Genomic DNA, 18,937 nt, shown 5'->3' on the forward strand with positions numbered 1-18,937 from the left:
GCGGGGCGCCGCACCCTGCGGGCGGCCGCAGCCGGCGCCTCAGCGCACTGCGCCGCGGCGCAGATCCTTGTCGATCAGCAGGGCTGACTTGGAGCCGAGGCGGGCACGATAGACCTGCACGTTCTCCATCACCCGCTGCACGTAGTTGCGCGTCTCGGAATAGGGAATGCGCTCCACCCAGTCGATCGGGTCGATACGCGAGTCGCGCGGGTCGCCATAGGTGCTGACCCATTCGGCCACGCGCGTGGGGCCGGCATTGTAGGCAGCGAAGGCCATGATGTAGGAGCCGTTGAACTTGCCGATAAGCTCGCCGAGATGGGCCGAGCCGATCTGCGCGTTGTAGGCGGGATCGCGGGTCAGGCGGCTGGCGTCGAAGGCCAGGCCGGCCGCCTTGGCGGTGGCCTTGGCCGTGGAGGGCATCACCTGCATCAGGCCACGGGCGCCGGCATGGCTGACGACGTCGTGGCTGAACTCACTCTCCTGGCGGGCGATGCCGTAGACGACGGCGCGCTCGACGTCGGCGACGGAGCGGTAGGAGGGGATGCCGCTGGTCGGGAAGGCGATGGTTTCCAGCGGCAGGCCGCGCTGGGTGGCGGACTTGCCGATGCCGAGCAACGCCTTGGGGTCGTTGTTGCGCGAGACGAGGCCGGCGAGCAGGGCGATCTGTTCGGAGTCCTGCAGCCGGTTGGCCATGTCGGTGACCAGGATGCGCGCGAAGTCACGCTCGCCGAGGTCGTAGAGCATGGCGATGGCACGCGGCGCCAGCAGGCCGTTGAAGGCGGCGCGGGTCGCCGCGGAGGCCTCGGGCAGGGGGCGGAGGTCGAGGCTGGACAGGCCGAGCCGCGCTCGAGCGATCTGGCCGTAATAGGTGGTCGAATAGCGTGCGGCGGCGCCGTAGTAGCGGTTGGCGGCGGCCTTGTCGCCCATGGCCTCGGCTGCCCGGCCTTGCCAGTAGGCGCCGCGCGATTGCGAGATCGGCCGCGAGGCGATCTCGGACACCCGGGCGAAGTGCCGGGCCGCGGTCTTGGAGTCGCCGACGAAGCGCAGCGCGATCCAGCCGCAATGGAACTCCGCCTCCATGCGTGTCTGGTCGCTCTCGCCGGTATAGGCGGAGACGATGGTGTAGGCGGTGCGGAAATCGCCGGCGTCGAGAAGCTGGCGCGCAACCAGGCGGCGTTCCGTCCACCATTCGTCGGGGCGAACCAGGGACTCGGCGTCGCGCGGAGCCTTGAGCAGGATCGCGGCGGCTTCCTTCCCCTTGTCCGCGCGGCGCAGATAGGAGACGCGGGCGAAGAGATAGGCCGGGTCCGAGCGCATGCTTGCCGGCACGGCCGCCAGCAGAGCGCCGGCATTGCCCGCCTTCCTCACCACCGCGATGCGAGCCTTGGCCAGCGCCGTAACGTCGGCGCCGGCACGCTGGGCGGCGCGCAGGCCTTCGCCGTAATTGCCGTCATAGATCATGCGATCGGCGCGATAGCGCAGGTCCGCGCGGCTCAAAAGTCCGCCGAATCCCTTGAGGATGTCGCTCTCGAGCGAGCCGGAGAGGCTGTCGTTGCGATAGGCGTCGCGGATCAGCCTGGCCGCGCCGTTGCGGTCGCCGGCCCGGAGCAGGGCACGCGCCAGGGCGACCTTGCCTTCGTCGGTCTGCGGCTGCTGGGCGACGAAGGAGGCGCGCACGGTCGCATCGTCGATCCCGTCATTGTAGAGCGCCTCCTCGCCGCGGGCGCGGATGCTTTTGGCCGACGGCCAGTTGGGAAAGCTCGTCAGGAAGCGGGCGATACGGGGATAGCCGATCTGGCGCGAGGCGGTGCGGATGGCGATCCATTCCGCAGTGGCGCGGGCGGCCGGATCGCTGATCGCGCGGGCGGCCGCATCGCCGCCGCCGAGGTCGCCGCGCTTGTAGGCAGCGATCGCGGCCTTGAGCATGGCGAGCTGGGCGCTTGGAGCAGCCGGCACGCCGGAGCCGAGCGAGCCGGTGACATCCGTGTTCTTCACCGCCACGACCGGCGGCGTCGGCCGCGTTGCATCGCCGATCGGCGAGATCGGCGCGGCGACGGCGCCTCCCAGGATCAGGGCGAACAGGGATGTTCCGGACAGGATGCGCATCAGCATCATCGAGACGGCCTTCTTGCTGAAACCCGGGCGGGATTCCGAAGCACCATCCATCGGACAGGCTCGGCGACCCCGCGGAGTCTGCGTGGCCGGACGGGAAGCCGGACCGGCCCCACATCCCGATCCGACATTCACGCCCAGCGTCGAAGCACCGTTTTCTCGCCTCCGCGTTGACGATCCGTGAACCAAGCCGGGCGGAGCCCGGCTGGCGCACATCATGGTTAACAGATTGCGGCGCCCGCGCCCACCCCCAGGCTGCCCCCGCCGTTCCACGCGGGCCGTTTCCCGCGGCACGGCTGCTCCTTGCGGTCCCGGCGATGCAACCGGCCATGCCGCTCCAGGGGCGACGCCTCGACCGCGGGTGGAGCGTGTGCCGATGTCGGCGCCGCGGGCGCGCTCCGGCCCGAGCCTGCGGCGAGGATGACGGCCGACGACATCGCAGTTTGACGGCCGCCGCTCTTTCGTTGCGTCCGTCGCTCGTATATGCCTGCCTGTTCCGGACGGGGCGAGGCCGAGCCGGAGCGCGGAGCAGGTATGATGGCGATGGCACGATACACGGGTTCGTTCACGGCTTTGATCACGCCGTTTCGGGATGGCGCGTTGGACGAGCAGGCCTTCCGCGACCATGTCTCCTGGCAGATCGCCGAAGGCACGAACGGCCTCGTACCCGTCGGCACCACCGGCGAGAGCCCGACGCTCAGCCACGCCGAGCACAAGCGTGTCGTCGAGATCTGCATCGACGAGGCGAAGGGCCGCGTGCCGGTGATCGCCGGCGCCGGCTCGAACAACACCGTCGAGGCCGTGGACCTTGCCCGCCACGCCGAAAAGGCCGGCGCGGATGCGGTGCTGGTGGTCACGCCCTACTACAACAAGCCGACCCAGGAGGGGCTGTACCAGCACTTCAAGGCGGTCAACGACGCGATCGGCATCCCGATCATCATCTACAACATCCCGCCGCGCTCGGTGGTCGACATGTCGGTCGACACGATGAAGCGGCTCTACGAGCTGAAGAACATCGCCGGTGTCAAGGATGCCACGGGCAACCTCGCCCGCGTCAGCCAGCAGCGCCAGGCGCTCGGGCCCGACTTCATCCAGCTCTCGGGCGAGGACATGACGGCGCTCGCCTTCAATGCCGCCGGCGGCGTCGGCTGCATCTCGGTGGTGTCCAACATCGCGCCGCGGCTGTGCTCGGAGCTGCAGGCGGCAAGCCTCAGGGGCGACTATGCCGCCGCCCTGACCATCCAGGACCGGCTGGTGCCGCTGCATGCGGCGACCTTCCTGGAGCCTGGCCTGGCCGGGGCCAAGTGCGGCCTCGCCCATCTCGGCCGCGGCAACGAGGAGGTGCGCCTGCCGCTCCTGCCCGTGACCGGGCCGACCCGCGCGGCGATCAAGGCGGCCATGGTGCATGCCGGGCTGATCAACGGATGAATCGATGACGGACAGACAGGCGGCGAAGAAGCTCGTTGCCGACAACCGCAAGGCGCGCTTCAACTACGAGATCCTCGAAACCTTCGAGGCCGGCATTGCCCTGACCGGAACCGAGGTGAAGTCGCTGCGCCTCGGCAAGGCCACGATCGGCGAGAGCTATGCCGGACCATCCGGCGAGGAGCTCCTGCTGTTCAATGCCGATATCCCGGAATATCTGCAGGCCAACCGCTTCAATCATGAGCGCAAGCGCCCGCGCAAGCTCCTGCTCCACAAGCGCCAGATCAGCAAGCTGATCGGCGCCGTGCAGCGCAGCGGCCTGACCATCGTGCCGACGAAGCTCTATTTCAACGAGGCCGGCCGGGCCAAGGTTGAGATCGCGCTGGCGCGCGGCAAGACCCTGGGCGACAAGCGCGAGACCGAGAAGAAGCGCGATTGGGACCGGGAGAAGGGGCGGCTGCTGCGGGACAAAGGCTAGTTCCCGCCGCCCCGTCCCGCGCTCGTTCCGAGCGGCCTCGTGCTCCGGCCGCTCCCCAAAACGTGAGCGGGGGGCGGGGCGACACGGTCCTGCATGCGGTGTAGAACGGATCGGCATGGAGTTGAGGCTCGACGCCAATGGCGGCCGGCCGGAGGATCCGTCACGCCGCCCTTGTCGCGGCCGCTCAAACCGGGCGGGACGATCGCCATGACCAATCTGCATCTGCCGTTTTCCCAGCACCTGCTTCCCGATGCCGGCGTGAGCCTCGCGCCCCTGCCGGTCCGCCGTATCGGCTGGGCCGATATCGAAGCGTCCCTGCGCCAGGGGACGGCGGATTTCCTGGCGCAGCCGAGCCACCTTCTGTTCCTCGGCTTCATCTATCCGCTGGCCGGCGTGTTCCTCGGCCGTCTGGCCGTCGGCTACGACGTGCTGCCGCTGCTCTTCCCGCTGCTTGCAGGCTTCGCGCTGATCGGCCCCTTCGCCGCCATCGGCCTTTACGAAATCAGCCGCCGGCGCGAGCTCGGTCTCGATACGGCCTGGTCGCACGCTCTCGATGTCCGCAAGTCGCCGGCGATCGGCGGCATCGCCATTCTCGGCCTGGTGCTGATGGTCTGGTTCATCGCCTGGCTCGGAGCGGCGATGCTGATCTACAACTGGACCATGGGCGCCGAGATGCCCGCCACCATCTCGGGCTTCATCGACGACGTCCTGACCACGCCGGCCGGCTGGGCGATGATCCTGCTGGGCAACGGCGTCGGCTTCCTGTTCGCCGTCGTGGCGCTGCTGATCAGCGTCGTCTCCTTCCCGCTGATGCTCGATCGCCATGTCAATGTGGTGGCGGCGATGTGCACCTCCTTCCAGGCCGTGCGCACCAACCCGGCGATGATGGCGCTGTGGGGCCTGATCGTCGCGGCCGGGCTGCTGGCCGGCTCGCTGCTGTTCTTCGTCGGCCTGGCCGTGGTCATGCCGGTGCTCGGCCATGCCACCTGGCATCTCTACCGCAAGGTGGTCGTCTCCTGAGGAGCGCGCAGCAGGGCGCCGCGGTCAGGGCATGATCCGGCGCCGGTGCAACTCGGCAGGGATGGCCGTGACCGTGGCGACCATTGCCGTTCCGGGGGCACAACCGCACCGGTATTGGTTCATGCCTGTGCCGTCGAGGGCCGGCCGCTCTTGCGCGAGGGCGAGACAGCCGTGCTTCCCCGCCGACGGCAGCGTCCGGGCCAGTGCCAGTCACGGGGAGGCTCGATGCTGGTGGGTGCGTACTCGCCCCGATTGATCGCCTTCTTGGCCCGCGACGACATCGCTGCCGGTCGGCTCCAGCCGGTGCTCGATGCCTGCAACCCTGCGGACATGGAAGAAGTGCACGCCATCTATCCCGGCCAGCGCGCCTTGCTCGATTTCCTCGCCGTGAAGGCGGGCATCGGTTGACTGCGCGCGCCTGCTGTCGGGCCTATGCCGCCGGCGCGGCGTCGAGGTCGCGCCGGATCGCCGCGAACACGTCGCGGAACATCCGTTCCGTCAACCGGCCGGTGTTGGTGTTGTAGCGCGAGCAATGATAGCTGTCGTAGAGCCGCAGGCGCCCGATCGAGTGCCGGGCACCATGGGCGAAGGCATGATGTGCCGGCCGGGCGCCCAGGGCCGTCACGACGCTGTCATGGGCGATGCGGCCGAGTGCCAGGATTGCCGTAAGGCGCGGCATGGCGGCGAGGGAGGCGGCAAGGAAACGGCGGCAAGTCGCGATCTCGGTGCCCGTGGGCTTGTTCTCGGGCGGCACGCAGCGGACGGCGTTGGCGATGCGGCAGTCGATCAGCGTCAGGCCGTCGTCCGGCCGTTCGTCGTAGCTGCCGGCGGCGAAGCCGAACTCGGCCAGCGTCGCATAGAGCAGGTCGCCGGCATAGTCGCCGGTGAAGGGACGGCCGGTGCGGTTGGCGCCGCGCAGGCCGGGCGCGAGGCCTGCCACCAGCAACCGCGCCTCCGCCTTGCCGAAATCAGGCACGGGGGCATTGAACCATGTCGGCTCCGCCGCGCGCCAGCGCGCACGGAAACCGGCGAGGCGAGGGCAGAGCTGGCAATCGCTCTCCGGTACGCCCGATGGACCGGGCGCCGCGGCAACGGAGCGGGGCATGGGGCGGTCGGCTCAGTCGGGATTGCCGTGGCCGGCCGGGGCTCCCATGAAGCCCGGCGTCTGCCCGCCGAAGCCCGGGGATTGGCGCATCGGTGCGCCCGGATGGCTGCCGTTCTGGGGCCGGGCGGCCCGTTCGCCGGGATCGCGACCGACCCGCGCCTGGAGGGTAATGAGGTCGACGAACTCGTCGGCCTGGCGGCGCAACTCGTCTGCGACCATCGGCGGCTGGGTGGAGATGGTCGACACCACGGAGACGCGCACGCCCTTGCGCTGCATCGCCTCGACCAGTGAACGAAAATCGCCGTCGCCGGAGAACAGCACCATATGGTCGATATGGTCGGCGAGCTCCATGGCATCGATGGCAAGCTCGATGTCCATGTTGCCCTTGACCTTGCGGCGGCCGGCGGAATCGACGAACTCCTTGGTCGGCTTGGTCACGACGGAATAGCCATTATAGTCGAGCCAGTCGATCAGCGGTCGGATGGAGGAATATTCCTGATCTTCGATCAGCGCGGTGTAATAGAAAGCGCGAACGAGATAGCCTCGTCCCTGGTATTCCTTCAACATTTTCCGATAGTCGATGTCGAACCCCAGACTCTTTGCGGTTGCGTAGAGGTTTGCGCCATCGATGAAGAGTGCAATACGTTCTTGCGAAGTGGGCATGGCCCTGTGTTTCCTCAGAGGTGTCGGCAATGGGATAGAAGCGTGTCAAAATCGGTTTTGGAGAGCACCCGAACGACATCAGTCAAGGGCGACGGCCGTTCTTCCGTTCGCAACTCAACCTCATGTCAAGGCTGGCCGCAGCTCCTACATCAATTCTTATATTCGCTGAACTGTCTCTGCGCTCGCTCTCCATCCGTGTCAAGAGTATATCGAAGGATATCCGGCGAAATCGTGGCGTGTCGAGAGAGCTGCCAAGAGCTCAGGCCGCCTCGTCAAGTGAATTATCGATAAAGCCACACGATTGATCTCGCGGTACTGGACGGCCCCCGGGGCAACCGACATTCGCGTATCAGGGGATCGCCTTCGGCGTTCTGCCGAGGTGCTCCAGCGACAGGCGGCTGGTCTGTTTCAACCGGTCGAGGACGATCGAGGAGTGGACATGGGCCACCGACGGGTGGGGCAGGAAGACATCGGCGAGCAGCCGCGACAGCTCCTTCAGCGTCGGAACCGAGAGCTTGACGAGGTAGTCGGCCTCTCCTGTCAGCGAATAGGCTTCCTGCACCTGGTCGAGGCTTTCGACCAGCGCCAGGAAGCGCTGGGCATTGTCCGGCGAGTGGGTGGCCAGCGTCACATGCACGAAGGCCAGCACGTCGAGCCCAAGCGCCTCGGGCGACAGCCGTGCGTGATAGCTGGCGATGACGCCGGCCTCTTCCAGGGCGGCGCGGCGCCTTGAACATTGCGAGGCGGAGAGCCCGACCCGCTCGGCCAGGTCGTTGTTGGTCAGGCGGCCGTCGTCCTGCAGCGCTCGCAGGATACGAATGTCGACCTCATCCATGCATGATATCCGCGTATTTTCTATTATCATAGCATGAGTCATGCGCAATTCACGGGCAATGCGCGAAGTTTGCACGGACTTTGTGCGGCAGGCGCCATAGAATGGCCGACGTCTGGGGGATGATGGAGGAGACCGATGGGTCCATTCCCGCATGACGCTCCGCCGGCCACGATCAGCGACAGCAACCCCGCCGGGACCGATGGATTCGAGTTCGTCGAGTTCGCCCATTCCGACCCGTCGGCGCTGTCGGACCTGTTCGAGCGGATGGGCTATGTCGAGGTTGCCCGGCACAGGCGCAAGGATATCTCGCTCTATCGGCAGGGCGGCATCAACTATGTGCTGAATCGCGAGCCCGGCAGCCACGCCGCGCGCTTCGTCGAGGCGCATGGCCCCTGCGCCCCGGCCATGGCCTGGCGCGTCGTCGACGCCGATCATGCCCTGCGGCGGGCGGTTTCGCTGGGCGCGACCGCATACACCGGCGCCGACAAGACGCTCGACGTGCCCGCGGTGATCGGCATCGGCGGGTCCCTGCTCTATTTCATCGACACTTACGGCGCCAAGGGCTCGCCCTATGCCGCCGAATTCGACTGGCTCGGTGCCGCCGACCCGTCGCCTCGCGGTGTCGGCTTCCATTACATCGACCACCTGACCCATAACGTCATGCGCGGCAACATGGACACCTGGTACAGGTTCTATGTCGAGACCTTCGGGTTCCGCGAGATCCGCTTCTTCAGCATCGCCGGCAAGCTCACCGGCCTCACCAGCCGGGCGCTGACCTCGCCCTGCGGCAAGATCCGCATCCCGATCAACGAAAGCGCCGACGACAAGAGCCAGATCGAGGAATATCTGCGGCGCTACAAGGGGGAAGGCATCCAGCACATCGCCGTCGGCACCGAGGATATCTACGCCTCGACCGATGCGATCGCCGAGCGGGGACTGCGCTTCATGCCCAAGCCGCCGGACACCTATTACGAGCGCTCCCATGCCCGCGTCGCCGGCCATGCCGAACCGCTCGAGCGGATGAAGAGGCACGGCATCCTGATCGATGGCGAGGGCGTCGTCGACGGCGGCGCCACGCGGGTCCTCCTGCAGATCTTCTCCAAGACAGTAATCGGCCCGATCTTCTTCGAGTTCATCCAGCGCAAGGGCGACGACGGCTTCGGCGAAGGCAACTTCAGGGCTCTGTTCGAATCCATCGAGGAGGACCAGATTCGCCGCGGCGTCCTGAAGGTCGATGCTTGAGGTGGTTGCGCTGGCGGCGCCGGCAGTGTATTGCCCAGGGCTGATCCCGAAATCTGTTTAGGAGATGCTTCGCCATGGCGCGCGTCACGGTGGAAGATTGCATCGACAAGGTCGAGAACCGGTTCGAGCTGATCCTGCTCGCCAGCCACCGCGCCCGCATGATCGCCGGCGGAGCCCCGCTCACCGTCGATCGGGACAGGGACAAGAACCCGGTCGTCGCCCTGCGCGAGATCGCCGACACGACCTTGGCTCCGGCCGACCTGAAGGAAGACCTGATCCACTCGATGCAGAAATATGTCGAGGTGGACGAGCCGGAGGCCGAGCCGGTCGCCCTGCTCGGCGGCGGCACGTCCGACGACAACATCGTCTTCGACCGCATGTCGGAAGAGGATCTGCTGCGCGGGCTCGAGGGCCTGGTGCCGCCGGCCGACACCGGCTCCGACGACGAGGAATGACCTTCGGCTGCCACGCAGTCCTGGACCGATGATTTTGCAGCGGGCCGAGGCCATCGGCCCGCTTTTCTTTTGCGCCGCACCCATATTGAATAGAACCGGTGGCAGAATCTGGTGACCGGTGTGAGCGCGCCTTTCCGACTGATGCGGCAGTATGAACTCGTGGACAAGGTCCGGGCCTATAATCCGGCGGTCAACGAGGATCTGCTCAATGCCGCCTATGTCTATGCCATGCAGCAGCATGGCCAGCAGGTACGCGCCTCGGGCGATCCGTATTTCTCGCATCCATTGCAGGTGGCTTCGCTGCTCACCGATCTGAGGCTCGACGATGCCACCATCGCGGCAGCATTGCTGCATGACACCATCGAGGACACCGACACCACCCGCAGCGAGATCGAGAGGCGCTTCGGCAAGGAGATCGCAGCCCTCGTCGAAGGCCTGACCAAGATCAAGAAGCTCGACCTTGTCTCCAAGGAGGCCAAGCAGGCGGAGAACCTGCGCAAGCTGCTGCTGGCCATCGTCGAGGATGTGCGGGTGCTGCTGGTCAAGCTCGCCGACCGCCTGCACAACATGCGCACGCTGCATTTCATGCCGGCGGAGAAGCGCGCCCGCATCGCCCAGGAAACGCTCGACATCTATGCCCCGCTGGCCGGGCGCATGGGCATGCAGGACATGCGGGAGGAACTGGAGGATCTGTCCTTCCACGAAGTGCAGCCGGCCCATTACGACACCATCGTCAAGCGCCTCGAGGGACTGAAGCGCAAGAACGGCGCCCTGATTGCCGAGATCGAGCGGGATCTCGGCGCGCGCCTGGCCGAGCGGGGCATCGAGGCGCGGGTGAAGGGGCGGGAGAAGCGGCCCTACTCGATCTTCAAGAAGACCGAGCGCAAGCAGGTCGCCTTCGAGCAGCTCTCCGACATCTTCGCCTTCCGCATCCTGGTCGGCACCACCGAGGACTGCTACCGCGCCCTTGGCCTGGTCCACACCAAGTGGCCGCTCGTGCCCGGCCGGTTCAAGGATTACATCTCCACGCCCAAGCAGAACGACTATCGCTCGCTCCACACCACCGTGATCGGCCCGGGCCAGCAGCGTGTCGAACTGCAGATCCGCACCGAGCAGATGCATCGCATCGCCGAGTTCGGCATCGCCGCGCATGCGCTCTACAAGGACAACAAGGCCGGCGACAGCACCCGGATGGAAGGCGAGAGCCGTGCCTTCGCCTGGTTGCGCCGCACCATGGACATGCTGGCCGAGGGCGACAGCCCGGAGGAGTTCCTGGAGCACACCAAGCTGGAGCTGTTCCAGGACCAGGTGTTCTGCTTCACGCCCAAGGGCAAGCTGATTACCCTGCCGCGCGGCGCCAACGCCATCGACTTCGCCTATGCCGTGCACACCGATGTCGGCAACACCGCCATCGGCTGCCGCGTCAACGGCCGGCCGGCCTCGCTGCTCTCCGAGCTCTACAACGGCGACGAGGTGGCGATCGTCACCGCCCCGGAGCAGACGCCGCCGGCTGCCTGGGAAACGCTGGTGGTCACCGGCCGCGCCCGCGCCGCCATCCGCCGCAGGACCAAGGCGGCGAGCCGCGCCCAATATGCCGGCCTCGGCCAGCGTATCATCGAGCGCGCCTTCGAGCGGGCCGGCAAGCCTTTCTCGACCGACGTGCTCAAGGCTGCGCTGAAGCGGCTCGCCCGCAGAAACGTCGAGGATGTCGTCACCGCGGTCGGACGCGGCGAGATGCGTTCGCACGACGTGCTCCGCGCGGCCTATCCCGACTTCAAGGTCGAGCAGTCGGCCCATGCGGCGTCCGGCCTCGACGACAGCTGGTTCGGCCTGGCTTCCGAGCAGAATGTCCGCTTCAAGGTGCCGGGCGGCGACCCCGCCACCAACGCCATTCCGATCCGGGGCCTCAACGGCGACCTGCCCGTGCGCTTTGCCGAGGGCGGCGCCGTGCCGGGCGACCGCATCGTCGGCATCCTCACCCCGGGCGAGGCGATCACGCTCTACCCGATCCAGTCGGCGGCGCTGGCCGATTTCGAGGACCGGCCGGAACTGTGGCTCGACGTGCGCTGGGACGTGGAGTCGGCGCGGGGCGAACGCTATCCCGCCCGTGTCAAGGTGGTCTCGATCAACGAGCCCGGCACCCTGGCCCAGATCAGCCAGGTCATCGCCCAGACCGACGCCAACATCCACGACATCACCATGCGCCGGTCGTCCTTCGACATGACCGAGCTGACCATCGACCTGGAGGTCTATGACCTCAAGCACCTGACGGCCATCATCGATGGGCTGAGGGCGCGCAAGGTCGTCAGCGACGTGCAGCGGTTGCTTTAGGATCGTTCTTTCCCGAACGACGTGTTTCATCGAGGGCAGACGCATGACCGAAGACGAGGTTCTGGCGGAGTTCCGCGCCGCCGGCGCATTGCTGGAGGGGCATTTTCTGCTCTCCTCCGGCCTGCATTCGCCGGTTTTCCTGCAGAAGATGTTCATCTTCATGGATCCCGTCCGCACCGAGCGCCTGTGCCGGGCCCTGGCCGAGAAGGTGCGCGCCCGTTTCGGCCGTATCGACATGGTGGTGTCGCCGGCGGTCGGGGGCATCGTGCCGGGCTACGAGACCGCGCGCGCCCTCGGCGCCAAGGCCGTGTTCGTCGAGCGCGAGAACGGCGAGTTCCAGCTGCGCCGCGGCTTCGCCATTCCCGAAGGCGCGCGCGTGCTGATGGTGGAGGACATCATCACCACCGGCCTGTCGTCGCGCGAGTGCCTGGAGGCGATCGCCCGGTATCCCGGCGACGTCGTCGGTGCGGCCTGCCTGATCGACCGCTCGGGCGGACGGGCCGACATCGGCAAGCCGCTGGTGACGCTGGCGACGCTGGACATCCCTGCCTACAAGCCTGACGCGCTGCCGCCGAATCTGGCCGCCATGCCTGTCGTCAAGCCGGGAAGCCGCGGACTCAAGGCCTGAGGCTTTCCGGACAACGCAATGTCCCGCTTGGATTATTGACCATGACCAACCAGCTGCTCCGCCTCGGCGTGAATGTCGACCACGTCGCCACCATCCGCAATGCGCGCGGGGGCACCGGGCCGGACCCGGTGCGGGCGGCCCTGCTGGCGATCGAGGCCGGTGCGGACGGCATCACCGCGCACCTGCGCGAGGATCGCCGCCATATCCGCGACGACGACATGCGGCGTCTAAAGGCGGAGATTTCCAAGCCGCTCAACTTCGAGATGGCGGCGACCGAAGAGATGCTGACCATCGCCCTGGCTGTCCGGCCGCACGCCGTCTGCCTCGTGCCGGAGAAGCGCGAGGAGCGCACCACCGAGGGCGGGCTCGACGTCGTCGGCGGGCTCGCGCAGCTCAGGCCGGTGGTGGCGCGGCTGAGCGAGGCCGGCATCCGCGTCTCGCTGTTCATCGAGCCGGATGCGCGGCCGATCGAGACCGCCTCGCTGCTCGGCGCGCCGGTGGTCGAGCTGCACACGGGCACCTGGTGCGAGGCCGTCGCTGCCGGGGACGACCGCAAGGCCGACCATGAGCTGGAGCGCCTCGCCGCCGGCGCGAAATGGGCGGCCGAACTCGGGCTGGAGGTGCATGCCGGCCACGGCCTCGACTACGACACCTCCGAGACCCTGGCCGCCGTGCCTTGGTTCAGCGAATTCAACACCGGCCATTTCCTGATCGGCGAGGCGGTGTTCGTCGGTCTCGCCGAGAGCATCCGGCGCGTCCGCCAGGCCATGGCGGCGGGACGGGCGAGGGCTGCATGATCATCGGCATCGGCAACGATCTCTGCGACATCCGCCGCATCGAGTCCGCGCTGGAACGCTTCGGCGAGCGCTTCACCCAGCGCTGCTTCACGCCGGTCGAACGGGCCAAGGCCGATGGCAGGGCCGACCGGGCGGGGACCTATGCCAAGCGCTTCGCCGCCAAGGAGGCCTGCTCCAAGGCGCTGGGCACCGGCATCCGCGGCATCCGCTGGCAGGAGATGGGGGTGATCAACCTTCCCTCGGGCCAGCCGACGCTGCAACTGTCCGGCCGCGCCCGTGAGCGGCTCGAGGCGCTGGTGCCGGCCGGATGCGAGCCCGTCATCCACGTGACGCTGACCGACGAGCATCCGCTGGCGCAGGCGATCGTGATCATCGAGGCGCGCGCCAGGACCGTGCCGGCCGCAACGTGACGGCCGGCGTGCCGCAATGCGGCCATACCCCTGTGGCTTTCGTTGCACCTGATCTTTCCGCAGTCTATACGCAGCGCACTCCGGGCCGTCTTGACCCTGCCCGGACCCGAACCCGACGAGAGCTAGATGAGCGTGGCCGGCGAACAAAAAAAGGCGTCCGAAGGCGGCGTCGTCGAAATCGTGAAGATCGTCATTCACGCCGTCATCATCGCCCTGGTGGTGCGCACGCTGCTGTTCCAGCCCTTCAACATCCCCTCGGGTTCGCTGATCCCGACGCTGGAGATCGGGGACTATGTCTTCGTCTCCAAGTACAGCTACGGTTATTCCCGCTACTCCATCCCCGGGTCGCTGCCGCTGTTCTCCGGCCGCATCTGGTCGGCGCCGCCCGAGCGTGGCGACATTGCCGTGTTCAAGGTGCCGACCGACAACGCGACCGACTATATCAAGCGCGTCATCGGCCTGCCGGGCGATCGCATCCAGGTGATCGGCGGCGTCCTGCACATCAACGGGCAGCCGGTGAAGCGCGAGCAGGCGGGGACCCGCATGATCATCGGCGAGAGCGGGGCGCGCCAGGAGGTGCCGCTCTATTGGGAGACGCTGCCCAACGGCGTTCGCCATCAGATCATGGAGATCAACGGCGACCGCGGCTATTACGACGACACCAAGGAATTCGTCGTGCCGGCCGATCACTACTTCATGATGGGCGACAACCGGGACAATTCGGCAGATTCGCGCGAGTGGGGCAGCGTGCCCTTCGAGAACTTCGTCGGCAAGGCGCAGATCATCTTCTTCTCGGTCGAGCCGGGCGAGTCGGCGCTGGCCTTCTGGAAATGGCCGTGGACCGTGCGCGGCGACCGCCTGTTCCAACTCGTGCGATGAGCCGCCGGACCAAGCCGCCGCTTTCGGACCTGGAGAGCGCGCTCGGACATCGCTTCGCCGATCGGGCCCTGCTGGAGCGCGCGCTGACCCATATCAGCGCGCTGTCCACCGCCTCCCGCATCGAGAGCTACCAGCGCCTGGAGTTCCTGGGCGACCGGGTGCTCGGCCTCACCGTGGCCGACATGCTGTTCCGCGCCTATCCGGACGACGAGGAAGGGGCGCTGTCGCGCCGCTTGGCCGACCTCGTGCGCAAGGAGACCTGCGCAGCCGTCGCCACGGAGTGGAACGCCGGCCCCTATCTCAAGCTCGGCGCCGGCGAGAGCCAGTCCGGCGTGCGCAAGCGCACCACCATCCTCGGCGACGTCTGCGAGGCGCTGATCGGCGCGGTGTTCCTGGATGCCGGCTATGACGCGGCCCGCGTCACGGTCGAGCGTGGCTGGGGCGTGCGGCTGCGCTCGCCGATGGCCCCGCCGAGCGACGCCAAGACGGTTTTGCAGGAGTGGGCGCAGGCGCGCACGCTGAAGGCGCCGACCTATCGGGTGGTGTCGCGCACCGGTCCCGATCACAGCCCGCGCTTCGTCATCGCCGTCGATATCGAGACGCAGCAATCGGCCATGGGCGAGGGGCGCTCCAAGCGCCTGGCCGAGCAGGCCGCCGCCGCCGCCTTCATGGCGCGCGAGGGCGTAGTGGGCTTCGAGGGAGTGGGCGGCCATGACTGAGACACCGACGCGTTGCGGCTTCGTCGCCCTGATCGGCGCTCCGAATGCCGGCAAGTCGACGCTGCTGAACGCCCTGGTCGGCGCCAAGCTGTCGATCGTCACCCACAAGGTGCAGACCACGCGTGGCATCGTCCGCGGCATCGCCATGGCCGGTGCGGCACAGCTGGTCTTCGTCGACACGCCCGGCATCTTCCAGCCGCGCCGCCGGCTCGACCGCGCCATGGTCACCACGGCCTGGGGCGGCGCCGCCGATGCCGACGTGGTCTGCCTGCTGATCGATGCCCAGCGCGGCCTCGACGAAGGCAATGCGGCGATCCTGGAAAAGCTCTCGATTTCCAACCAGCCCAAGGTGCTGGTCCTGAACAAGATCGACGCGGTGAAGCCGGAGACGCTGCTGGAACTGACCGCGGCGGTGAACCGGGTGCAGGCCTTCGAGCGCACCTTCATGGTCTCGGCCCTGAACGGCAGCGGTGTCGACGACCTGCGGACCTATCTCGCCGATGCCGTACCCGAGGGCCCCTGGCTCTATCCGGAGGACCAGATCTCCGACGCGCCGCTGCGCTCGCTCGCCGCCGAGATCACCCGCGAGAAGCTGTTCCTCCGGCTGCACGACGAGCTGCCCTACGAATCCACCGTCGAGACGACCTTGTGGACGACCCTGAAGGACGGCTCTGCCAAGGTGGAGCAGACCATCTATGTCGGCCGGGAAGGCCACAAGAAGATCGTCATCGGCAAGGGCGGCGAGACCATCAAGGCGATCTCGATGGCGGCGCGCAAGGAGATCGCGGCCATGGCCGAGACACCGGTACATCTGTTCCTGTTCGTGAAGGTGCGCGAGAACTGGTCCGACGACCCCGAGCGCTACCGCGAGATGGGGCTGGAGTTCCCGCAGGACCGGCGCTGAGGCGCCGTCACGCGAACCGATGCCGCGCCGCCGGGTGGGCGGCGTCGACGCGGGCTTGGCCGAACAGCTTCTGGCGCAGCGGACCCGGCGCATAGGCGCTCTTGTAGCGGCCGCGCCGCTGCAGTTCCGGCACCAGCAGATCCGCCACGGCCTCGAAGGTCTCGGGCCGCACGGCGAAGGCGAGGTTGAAGCCGTCGATGCCGGTCGCGTCGACCCAGTCTTCCATCTGGTCGGCGACGGTCGCCGGGGAGCCGACGAAGACCGGGCCGATGCCGCCGATCGAGACGTGCTCGGCCACGTTCCGCACGGTCCAGCGCCGGTGGGGATCGGCGCGGGTGATGTTCTCCAGGGCGCTGCGGCCGGCCTGGCTCTCGACATGCTCGACGGTCTGGTCCGGGGCGAGGCGGGAGAAGTCGACACCGGTCCAGCCCGACATCAGGGTCAGCGCCCCCATCGGGTCGGCGTAGCGGCGATACTCGGCCAGTCGCGCCTGCGCTTCGCCGTCCGTCGGAGCCACGATCGCCGTCGCCAGCGCGAACATCAGGATGGCGGCGGGATTGCGGCCGAGCTGGCCGGCGAGCTCGCGGATGGCGGCGATGCGTGGTGCGATCACCTGCTTGGACGGCCCCGAGACGAAGACGCATTCGGCATGCCGCGCCGCGAAGCTGCGGCCGGCGGGCGAGGTGCCTGCCTGATAGATCACCGGCGTGCGCTGCGGCGAGGGTTCGGCGAGGTGGAGGGCGTCGAGGCGATGCTGCCCCTCATGCACGACGCGACGCACCCGTTCGGGCCGGGTGAACAGGCCGGCAGCCTTGTCGGCGGCGACGGCATCGTCCGCCCAGCTGCCTTCCCAGAGCTTGTAGACCAGCGCCATGTAATCCTCGGCCAAGGCGTAGCGGTCGTCGTGGGCGGTCTGCCGGTCGCGGCCGGCCCCCCGGGCGGCGCTGTCGAGATAGCCAGTGACGACGTTCCAGCCGATCCGGCCCTCGGTCAGATGGTCCAGCGTCGACATGCGTCGGGCGAAGGGGTAGGGCGGCTCGAAGGAGAGGTTGACGGTGACGCCGAAGCCCAGATGCGACGTCGCCTGCGCCATGGCCGGCACCAGCAGCAGGGGATCGTTGACCGGCACCTGCGCGGCATGCCGCAGGGCGGCGTCGGCGCTGCCCCCGAACACGTCGTAGACACCGAGCACATCGGCCAGGAACAGCCCGTCGAACAGGCCTCGCTCCAGCGTCCGCGCCAGTTCGATCCAGTAGGACAGGCGATTGTAGTCGCGCGAACGGTCGCGCGGATGCCGCCACAGGCCCGGGGACTGGTGCGCGACGCAGTTCATCTCGAAAGCGTTGAGGCGGATCTGTCCGGGCATGGGTCCAGCCATCAGATGACGGAGCGTGCGGGAAGAGAGCCGCAAGTCGCGGGCGGGCGCAAGGCCGATGGCGTCTGCTGCCCCGACGGATGCCGTGCCGGCCGGCGGCGCCTTGGTTTCAGCCGGCCGCGACCTTGCGATGGGAAGGCGCCACCACGTTGGCGATGATCTCGCCGAACGGACCGGCGTTTCGGGCCGGGCCCAGATCATTGCCGGTGGTCGCCTTCAGCGGCAGTTTCGGGAACACCAGTTCGGCGAAGCGGTAGCATTCCTCCAGGTGCGGATAGCCCGACAGGATGAAGCGGTCTATGCCGAGCGCCATGTATTCCTTCATCCGCGCCGCCACCTCGTCGGGATTGCCGACCAGGGCCGTGCCCGCGCCGCCGCGCACCAGGCCGATGCCGGCCCACAGGTTGGGCGAGACCTCCAGCTTGTCGCGCCGGCCGCCATGCAACTGCGACATGCGGCTCTGGCCGACCGAGTCCATCCGGGCGAAGGCCTTCTGGGCGGTGGCGATGGTTTCGTCGTCAAGCTTCGAAATCAGGGCGTCCGCCGCCTGCCAGGCCTCGGCCGAAGTCTCGCGCACGATCACGTGCAGGCGGATGCCATAGGAGAAGGTTCGTCCGTGCGCGGCCGCAGCCGCCTTGGCGGTGGCGAGCTTGCGGGCGACGTCGGCCGGCGGCTCGCCCCAGGTCAGGTAGACATCGACATGGTTGCCCGCCACCGCATTGCCGGCGGCCGAGGAACCGCCGAAGTAAAGCGGCGGATAGGGCTGCTGCACCGGCGGGTAGAGCAGCTTGCCCTTCTCGATGGCGAGGTGCCGGCCCTGGAAAGTGACCTCCTCGCCCTGCAGCAGCTTGCGCCAGATATGGAGATATTCGTCGGTGACCGCGTAGCGCTCGTCATGCTCGTGGAACACGCCGTCTCCCCGCAGTTCCGCCGGGTCGCCGCCGGTGACGACATTGATCAGCAGCCGGCCGTTGGAGAGGCGGTCGAGCGTCGCCGCCATGCGCGCGGCGAAGGCCGGTTCGGTCATGCCTGGCCGCACGGCGACCAGGAAGCGCAGGCGCTGCGTCTGCGGCGCCATGGCTGAGGCCACGACCCAACTGTCCTCGCAGGAGCGGCCAGTCGGCAGCAGCACGCCGTAGTAGCCGAGGTCGTCGGCAGCCTTGGCGATCTGAGTGAGGTAGGGCAGCGAAACATGCCGCGCCCCGACCTCGCTGCCGAGATAGCGTCCATCGCCATGGGTCGGCAGGAACCAGAGCACGTCGGTTTCGGTGGCGGGCGGCGGAAGGTCGAGCTGGTCGGTCATGGATCATCTTGCGGTTGGTTGGGGCTGCCCGGCGCCGGCTCGGATTGCGCCGTGACGCGGTGGGGGGATGCCGTTGAGCCAGCGGTCGCCGATGGCGCGGTGCCTCCGGCGGACGGGATCGCGCGCCGGGCGGGCGTTGCGCCGGAAGCGGCCGAGCGTCGAGCGGCACCGGCGAGCTCGGCCGGCTTGTCTGGGGTCAGGATCGGGATCTGGGCGGTCAGGATCTTGGCTTCGGCCACGCCGATCGCCTCCCGGC

The 18,937-nt window shown here is 67.9% G+C and carries 20 protein-coding genes; 13 read left to right on the plus strand and 7 right to left on the minus strand.

The annotated features are described in order from the left end of the window. Window positions 1-39 precede the first annotated feature (39 nt). Complete coding sequence (locus AC27L4_RS22475; RefSeq protein ID WP_487144606.1) at window positions 40-2,166, minus strand: lytic transglycosylase domain-containing protein; 2,127 nt, start codon at window positions 2,164-2,166, stop codon at window positions 40-42. A 480-nt stretch (window positions 2,167-2,646) separates the two neighbouring features. Between AC27L4_RS22475 and dapA the strand changes: the two genes are divergently transcribed. From dapA to AC27L4_RS22495, 4 genes are all read left to right on the plus strand, one after another. Beyond that, window positions 2,647-3,540, plus strand: coding sequence for a 4-hydroxy-tetrahydrodipicolinate synthase (gene dapA / locus AC27L4_RS22480; RefSeq protein WP_487144607.1), 894 nt, complete (start codon window positions 2,647-2,649; stop codon window positions 3,538-3,540). 4 nt (window positions 3,541-3,544) lie between these two features. Next, window positions 3,545-4,015, plus strand: coding sequence for an SsrA-binding protein SmpB (gene smpB, locus AC27L4_RS22485; RefSeq protein WP_487144608.1), 471 nt, complete (start codon window positions 3,545-3,547; stop codon window positions 4,013-4,015). Between the two features lie 207 nt (window positions 4,016-4,222). Then, window positions 4,223-5,035, plus strand: a complete 813-nt coding sequence (locus tag AC27L4_RS22490) for a DUF2189 domain-containing protein (RefSeq protein ID WP_487144609.1) — start codon at window positions 4,223-4,225, stop codon at window positions 5,033-5,035. A gap of 225 nt (window positions 5,036-5,260) precedes the next feature. After that, window positions 5,261-5,443: a hypothetical protein gene (locus tag AC27L4_RS22495; RefSeq protein WP_487144610.1), complete on the plus strand. Its 183-nt coding sequence runs from the start codon at window positions 5,261-5,263 to the stop codon at window positions 5,441-5,443. Between the two features lie 22 nt (window positions 5,444-5,465). Here AC27L4_RS22495 and AC27L4_RS22500 read toward each other — a convergent pair whose 3' ends face one another. The 3 genes from AC27L4_RS22500 to AC27L4_RS22510 all read right to left on the minus strand — a co-directional run bounded on the left by AC27L4_RS22500 (window position 5,466) and on the right by AC27L4_RS22510 (window position 7,638). Further along, window positions 5,466-6,140 (minus strand): uracil-DNA glycosylase, encoded by a 675-nt coding sequence (locus AC27L4_RS22500; RefSeq protein WP_487144611.1) that lies wholly within the window; start codon window positions 6,138-6,140, stop codon window positions 5,466-5,468. A 12-nt stretch (window positions 6,141-6,152) separates the two neighbouring features. Next, window positions 6,153-6,803, minus strand: a complete 651-nt coding sequence (locus tag AC27L4_RS22505) for a LabA-like NYN domain-containing protein (protein ID WP_487144612.1) — start codon at window positions 6,801-6,803, stop codon at window positions 6,153-6,155. A gap of 349 nt (window positions 6,804-7,152) precedes the next feature. Continuing rightward, a complete protein-coding gene (locus tag AC27L4_RS22510) occupies window positions 7,153-7,638 on the minus strand; it encodes an Lrp/AsnC family transcriptional regulator (protein WP_487144613.1) in 486 nt (161 codons plus the stop codon). A 135-nt stretch (window positions 7,639-7,773) separates the two neighbouring features. Between AC27L4_RS22510 and hppD the strand changes: the two genes are divergently transcribed. The 9 genes from hppD (at window position 7,774) to era (ending at window position 16,003) form a co-directional block, all read left to right on the plus strand. Then, window positions 7,774-8,880 (plus strand): 4-hydroxyphenylpyruvate dioxygenase, encoded by a 1,107-nt coding sequence (gene hppD, locus AC27L4_RS22515; protein WP_487144614.1) that lies wholly within the window; start codon window positions 7,774-7,776, stop codon window positions 8,878-8,880. Window positions 8,881-8,954: 74 nt separating this feature from the next. Beyond that, window positions 8,955-9,335, plus strand: a complete 381-nt coding sequence (rpoZ, locus tag AC27L4_RS22520) for a DNA-directed RNA polymerase subunit omega (RefSeq protein ID WP_487144615.1) — start codon at window positions 8,955-8,957, stop codon at window positions 9,333-9,335. Between the two features lie 138 nt (window positions 9,336-9,473). Beyond that, window positions 9,474-11,666, plus strand: a complete 2,193-nt coding sequence (locus tag AC27L4_RS22525; protein ID WP_487145233.1) for a RelA/SpoT family protein — start codon at window positions 9,474-9,476, stop codon at window positions 11,664-11,666. Between the two features lie 43 nt (window positions 11,667-11,709). Then, entirely contained in the window at window positions 11,710-12,294 is a 585-nt protein-coding gene (pyrE, locus tag AC27L4_RS22530) for an orotate phosphoribosyltransferase (RefSeq protein WP_487144616.1), read from the plus strand. Between the two features lie 41 nt (window positions 12,295-12,335). Continuing rightward, window positions 12,336-13,091: a pyridoxine 5'-phosphate synthase gene (locus tag AC27L4_RS22535; RefSeq protein WP_487144617.1), complete on the plus strand. Its 756-nt coding sequence runs from the start codon at window positions 12,336-12,338 to the stop codon at window positions 13,089-13,091. Beyond that, a complete protein-coding gene (gene acpS / locus AC27L4_RS22540; protein ID WP_487144618.1) occupies window positions 13,088-13,501 on the plus strand; it encodes a holo-ACP synthase in 414 nt (137 codons plus the stop codon). Before AC27L4_RS22535 ends, acpS begins: the two co-directional genes overlap by 4 nt. A 126-nt stretch (window positions 13,502-13,627) precedes the next feature. Next, entirely contained in the window at window positions 13,628-14,380 is a 753-nt protein-coding gene (gene lepB / locus AC27L4_RS22545) for a signal peptidase I (protein WP_487144619.1), read from the plus strand. Beyond that, window positions 14,377-15,099, plus strand: coding sequence for a ribonuclease III (gene rnc, locus AC27L4_RS22550; protein ID WP_487144620.1), 723 nt, complete (start codon window positions 14,377-14,379; stop codon window positions 15,097-15,099). Before lepB ends, rnc begins: the two co-directional genes overlap by 4 nt. Continuing rightward, entirely contained in the window at window positions 15,092-16,003 is a 912-nt protein-coding gene (gene era, locus AC27L4_RS22555; protein ID WP_487144621.1) for a GTPase Era, read from the plus strand. The genes rnc and era overlap by 8 nt, the downstream gene beginning before the upstream one ends. 7 nt (window positions 16,004-16,010) lie before the next feature. Here era and AC27L4_RS22560 read toward each other — a convergent pair whose 3' ends face one another. From AC27L4_RS22560 to AC27L4_RS22570, 3 genes are all read right to left on the minus strand, one after another. Further along, window positions 16,011-17,369, minus strand: coding sequence for an LLM class flavin-dependent oxidoreductase (locus AC27L4_RS22560; protein WP_487144622.1), 1,359 nt, complete (start codon window positions 17,367-17,369; stop codon window positions 16,011-16,013). Between the two features lie 118 nt (window positions 17,370-17,487). Further along, the gene (gene ssuD, locus AC27L4_RS22565; RefSeq protein WP_487144623.1) at window positions 17,488-18,681 is read right to left on the minus strand and encodes an FMNH2-dependent alkanesulfonate monooxygenase; all 1,194 of its coding nucleotides are present in this window, start codon (window positions 18,679-18,681) and stop codon (window positions 17,488-17,490) included. Beyond that, entirely contained in the window at window positions 18,678-18,920 is a 243-nt protein-coding gene (locus AC27L4_RS22570; protein WP_487144624.1) for a hypothetical protein, read from the minus strand. Before AC27L4_RS22570 ends, ssuD begins: the two co-directional genes overlap by 4 nt. Window positions 18,921-18,937: the final 17 nt, after the last annotated feature.

The organism is Labrys sp. Lb11, from assembly GCF_057554225.1.